4 protein-coding genes are annotated in these 4,725 nt (G+C 67.0%); 3 read left to right on the top strand and 1 reads right to left on the bottom strand.

Features of this window, described 5'->3' with window-relative positions:
* Nucleotides 1-217: 217 nt before the first annotated feature.
* Nucleotides 218-904: a FadR/GntR family transcriptional regulator gene (locus FGX59_RS35995; RefSeq protein ID WP_240722873.1), complete on the bottom strand. Its 687-nt coding sequence runs from the start codon at nucleotides 902-904 to the stop codon at nucleotides 218-220.
* A 239-nt stretch (nucleotides 905-1,143) separates the two neighbouring features.
* Between FGX59_RS35995 and FGX59_RS35990 the strand changes: the two genes are divergently transcribed.
* The 3 genes from FGX59_RS35990 to FGX59_RS35980 all read left to right on the top strand — a co-directional run bounded on the left by FGX59_RS35990 (nucleotide 1,144) and on the right by FGX59_RS35980 (nucleotide 4,439).
* Nucleotides 1,144-2,292, top strand: coding sequence for a mandelate racemase family protein (locus FGX59_RS35990; RefSeq protein WP_138473365.1), 1,149 nt, complete (start codon nucleotides 1,144-1,146; stop codon nucleotides 2,290-2,292).
* 32 nt (nucleotides 2,293-2,324) lie between these two features.
* Nucleotides 2,325-3,911: an ABC transporter substrate-binding protein gene (locus tag FGX59_RS35985; protein WP_138473364.1), complete on the top strand. Its 1,587-nt coding sequence runs from the start codon at nucleotides 2,325-2,327 to the stop codon at nucleotides 3,909-3,911.
* A 129-nt stretch (nucleotides 3,912-4,040) separates the two neighbouring features.
* Nucleotides 4,041-4,439 (top strand): GFA family protein, encoded by a 399-nt coding sequence (locus tag FGX59_RS35980; RefSeq protein ID WP_171061008.1) that lies wholly within the window; start codon nucleotides 4,041-4,043, stop codon nucleotides 4,437-4,439.
* Nucleotides 4,440-4,725 lie beyond the last annotated feature (286 nt).

Genomic DNA, 4,725 nt, shown 5'->3' with positions numbered 1-4,725 from the left:
GGCCGGCTCGGAGGCGAAGGTCTGGTCCCCCGCGACCCACTCGCCGACGATCAGGTGCTTGCCATGCGGCGTGAAAACGGACTTGTCGAGCATCTCGGTCTCCCTGGTACGGCTCGCCACGGCGCCAGGGGTCGTCCTCCGGCAGCCTGGGCGGCGGCAGGGAGAGAATTACTCATATGATGTGTTGCGTCAATACGTATGATGAATTTTCGGCGCGCTATCCCTCCGGATTGCGCAGGAAGGCGCGGTAGCGGGCCAGGCTGTTGTCGAGATGCGCTTTCATTGCCGCCTCGGCGGCGGCCGGATCGCCGTCCATGATGGCGTCGAGAATCTGCTCATGCTCTTCGACCAGATGCGGGTTGGGTGCCTTCAGCTTCGGGTCGGCAGCATCCTGGCCCAGTACGGTGCGCGGCACGATGCCCGGGCGGATGGCGGAGAGGAACTCGGCAAAGCGCTGATTCTGTGTCGCTTCGGCAATGGCGTAGTGGAATTCGAAATCCGCGTCCCGGGTCGGTTCGCCCGCTGCGACGCGCTTTGCCAGGCCGCGATGCAGCCCGATCAGCACCTCGAGCTGCAGGGCAGAGCGCCGCGCGGCGGCCAGCCCGGCAGAGCGGATCTCCACGGCGCTGCGCAGCTCCAGCAGCTCGATTGCGCTCGCGACCCGGTCGATGTCGAGATCGGCAAAGGGCTGGCGGGGCGGCTCGACCGCGTCCAGGACGAAGACGCCGGAGCCCTTCCTGGCCTCGACCAGCCCCTCGGCGCGCAGCACGGCGATTGCCTCGCGCACCACGGTCCGGCTGACCGAATAGGTGCGGGTCAGGGCCGCCTCGCTGGGCAGCCGCGTGCCTGCAACGCTTTGGCCGCTGGAGATCTTCTCCTTCAGATCGGTGATGATCCGGGACACGAGCGGGGAAATCTGCCTGGTCGAAATCGGTTTGGTCCTTCCTGCTGGCGCAATCTGTCCGGAAACTTGCGCATCTTCTCATATAACCCGCTTCGCGGGCCCGATCCATATGCCTGCAGCGGCCCGTGCGGCGACGGGATCTCGACAACATGTATGACTGATATTGACAGCTTTAGACAGGACGGATAACCAGTCGGACAAGATGACGGCACAAGCCGGGGACGCATGGAGGAGACGCGGTGATCATCAATGACGTGAAGGTGCGGGTGTTCCGCCACACGACGAGGCGGCATTCGGACACGGCGGGCCATGCCCATCCCGGCCCGGCGCATCAGGTGGAGCAGGCGATCCTGACCATCACCACCGAGGACGGGCACGAGGGCCATTCCTTCACCGCGCCCGAGATCGTCCGGCCGCATGTCATCGAGAAATTCGTCAAGAAGGTGCTGATCGGCCAGGATCACCGCGACCGCGAACGCCTCTGGCACGACCTGGCCCACTGGCAGCGCGGCTCGGCGGCGCAGCTGACCGACCGGACGCTCGCGGTGGTCGACTGCGCGCTGTGGGACCTGGCCGGACGCGCGCTGAACCAGCCCGTCCACAAGCTGATCGGCGCCTATCGCGACAAGGTGCGGGCCTATGGCTCGATCATGTGCGGCGACGAGATCGAAGGCGGGCTGGCGACGCCCGAGGATTACGGCCGCTTCTGCGAGAAGCTGGTGGCGCGCGGCTACAAGGGGATCAAGCTCCACACCTGGATGCCGCCCGTCAGCTGGGCGCCGGACGTCAAGATGGACCTCAAGGCCTGCGCCGCGGTGCGCGAGGCGGTGGGACCCGACATCCACCTGATGATCGACGCCTTCCACTGGTATTCCCGCGTCGACGCGCTGGAACTGGGCCGCGGCCTGGAGAAGCTGGGCTTCGACTGGATCGAGGAGCCGATGGACGAGCAGTCCATGTCCTCCTACAAGTGGATGGCAGACCAGCTGGACATCCCGGTGATCGGCCCGGAAAGTGCGGCCGGCAAGCACTGGGGCCGCGCGGAATGGGTCAAGTCCGGCGCCTGCGACATCCTGCGGACCGGCGTCAACGATGTCGGCGGGATCACCCCGGCGATCAAGACGATGCGGCTGGCCGAGAGCTTCGGCATGGATTGCGAGGTCCATGGCAACACGGCGATGAACCTGCATGTCGTGGCGGCCTCGAAGAACTGCCGCTGGTACGAGCGCGGGCTGTTGCATCCGTTCCTCGAATACGACGACGGCTTCGACTACCTCAACCAGCTCTCCGATCCGATGGATGCGGACGGCTATGTCCATGTCCCCGACCGGCCCGGGCTGGGCGAGGATATCGACTTCGACCATATCGAGAACAACCGCGTGCGTTGAGGGGCGCACGCCCCAATCACAGGGAGGAAAGCATGAAACATCTCATGGCATCGGTCGCGCTGGCGGCGCTGGTGGCAAGCGGCGCGGCGGCGGAAACGCCGAAGGACCAGCTGATCGTCGCCTTCAACATGAACAACGTCCTGACCATGGATCCGGCGGCGATCACCGGCGGCGAAGCGGTCCAGATCCTCAACAACGTCTATGACGCGCTGGTGCAGTTCGACCCGACCGGGCGCGTGCTGGAGCCGCGGCTGGCGGAAAGCTGGGAGATCGCGCCCGACAACATGTCGGTGACCTTCCACCTGCGCGAGGGCATGGAATTCGCCTCCGGAAATCCGCTGACGGCGGAGGATGTCGCCTGGAGCTTCAAGCGCACGCTGGCGCTGAACCTCGCCCAGGCCTCGGGGCTGAAGAGTCGCGGCTATGCGTCGGAGACCGCGGACGAGATGTTCGTGGCCGAGGATCCGCTGACCTTCGTGATGAACCTGCCCGAGCCGGGCGACCCCAAGATGATCCTGATGTACATCGCCCAGGCGGGGATCGGCTCGGTTCTCGACAGCAAGCTGGTGATGGAGCACGAGGCCGATGGCGACATGGGCCAGGGTTGGCTGACCAACAACTCGGCCGGGTCGGGCGCCTACACGCTGCAGCAATGGCGATCGAACGAATACGTGCTGATGACCCGGAATGACGACTTCTGGGGCGAGGCGCCGGCGATGAAGCGGGTGCTGATGCGCCACCTTCCGGAGAGCCAGTCGCAGCGGCTGGGGCTGGAGCAGGGCGATCTGGATGTCGGCCTGTCGCTGGCGGCCTCGGACCTCAAGGCGCTGGAGGCCAGCGACGACATCAAGGTCGAGACCGAGCCGAGCGCGGGCTTCTACTATCTCGCGGCCTCCGCGGCGGACGAGAAATACGCCGATCCGAAGGTGCGCGAGGCGCTGCGCTACCTGATCGACTACAAGGGGATCAACGCCGCGATCATGCCCTATTTCGGGGTGGAGCGTCAGCGGGTCATCAACTCCCGCGCCTTCGGCGCGCTGCCCGATCCGGGCTATGCGCTGGATGTCGAGAAGGCCAAGGCGCTCTTGGCCGAGGCGGGATATCCCGACGGGTTCGACACCTCGATCCGGGTGATCTCCACCCAGGAGTTCCTCGACAGCGCGACCGCGATCCAGGGCACGCTGGCCCAGGCGGGGATCAACGCCGAGATCATCACCGGCGATGGCGGGCAGATCTACGGCGCGATGCGCTCGCGCGACTTCGAGCTGCTGGTCGGGCGGGGCGGCGGCGGGCAGCAGCCCCACCCGGACAGCAACCTGCGCGCGCTGGTCTACAACCCCGACAACGCCCAGGAAGCCGGGCTGACCAACTACCAGGGCTGGCGGACGAGCTTCTACGATGCCGAGCTGAACGGCATGATCGAGGACGCGCTGGTCGAGCCGGACCAGGACAAGCAGACCGAGATGTACGAGACGATCCAGAAGATGATCGACGAGAAGGTCATCGCCATCCAGCCCTTCTCGGAGCGCGTCGTCACCGCCGCCTTCCAGAGCAACGTGCAGGGCCTGATCGCCGATCCCTGGATCACCCGTTTCGAGGGCGTCACCAAGGGCGAGTGACCCTTCCCTTCCGGATGCCTCCCCGAGAACGCGGTCCCCTTGCGGGGGCCGCGTTTGCGTTTTGCAGAGAGGTTTGACGCGGGCGCTGCCGGGTCCGGGATCGGGACGGACAGGGGAGGGGGCGGGATGATGGACGCATATCTTGTGAGCTGCAGCTGCGGGGGAACGGAAATCCGGCTGGAGGGCGCGCCGCAGGTGCGCGGGCACTGCCATCGCCGCGCCTGCCGGGTGCTGCTCGACGTGCCGTTCCATTCGGTGACGGCCTGGAACCCGGAGCAGCTGGCGGTGACGAAGGGGGCCGGGCGCCTCCCGAGCTTCCGACATCCGAGGCTGAGCATGAAGACGGTCAGCTGCCGCGACTGCGGGACCGTGCTGTGGAACACCAATGCCATGGACTGGCGCGTCGTGGCCCAGCGGCTGATCGAGATCTCGCGGGGCGCGCTTCCGGAGGAATTGCGGGCGGTGAGCCATTTCCACTATGGCAGCCGCCTGTTCGGCATTGCGGAAGATCTGCCGAAGACGGCGTGAGCGGGGGCTGCGGGGCGGAGCAGCTGTCGGGGCTCTGATGCCCGGGGGAGCCGCCGGTTGCGGAGCGGGGCCCGACCCGGCTGCCGTTGGGGCTCTGTCCCGGGGTCCGGGCGGTCGGGCCAGCGTGTTTGTCCGGCCTTTGGCATGTGGGTTGCGGAGCGGGGCCCGACCCGGCTGCCGTTGGGGCGCTGTCCCCGGGGTCCGGGCGGTCGGGCCAGCGCGTCTGTCTGGCCGCTGGCATGGCGGTGGCGGGGCGGGGACCGGCTGCTGTCGGGGCGCTGTTCCG

Source organism: Poseidonocella sp. HB161398 (assembly GCF_005870025.1).
Taxonomy (GTDB): Bacteria; Pseudomonadota; Alphaproteobacteria; order Rhodobacterales; family Rhodobacteraceae; genus Mangrovicoccus.
Note: the sequence above shows the minus strand (reverse complement) of the source record. Positions and strands in the feature narration are given on the sequence as shown.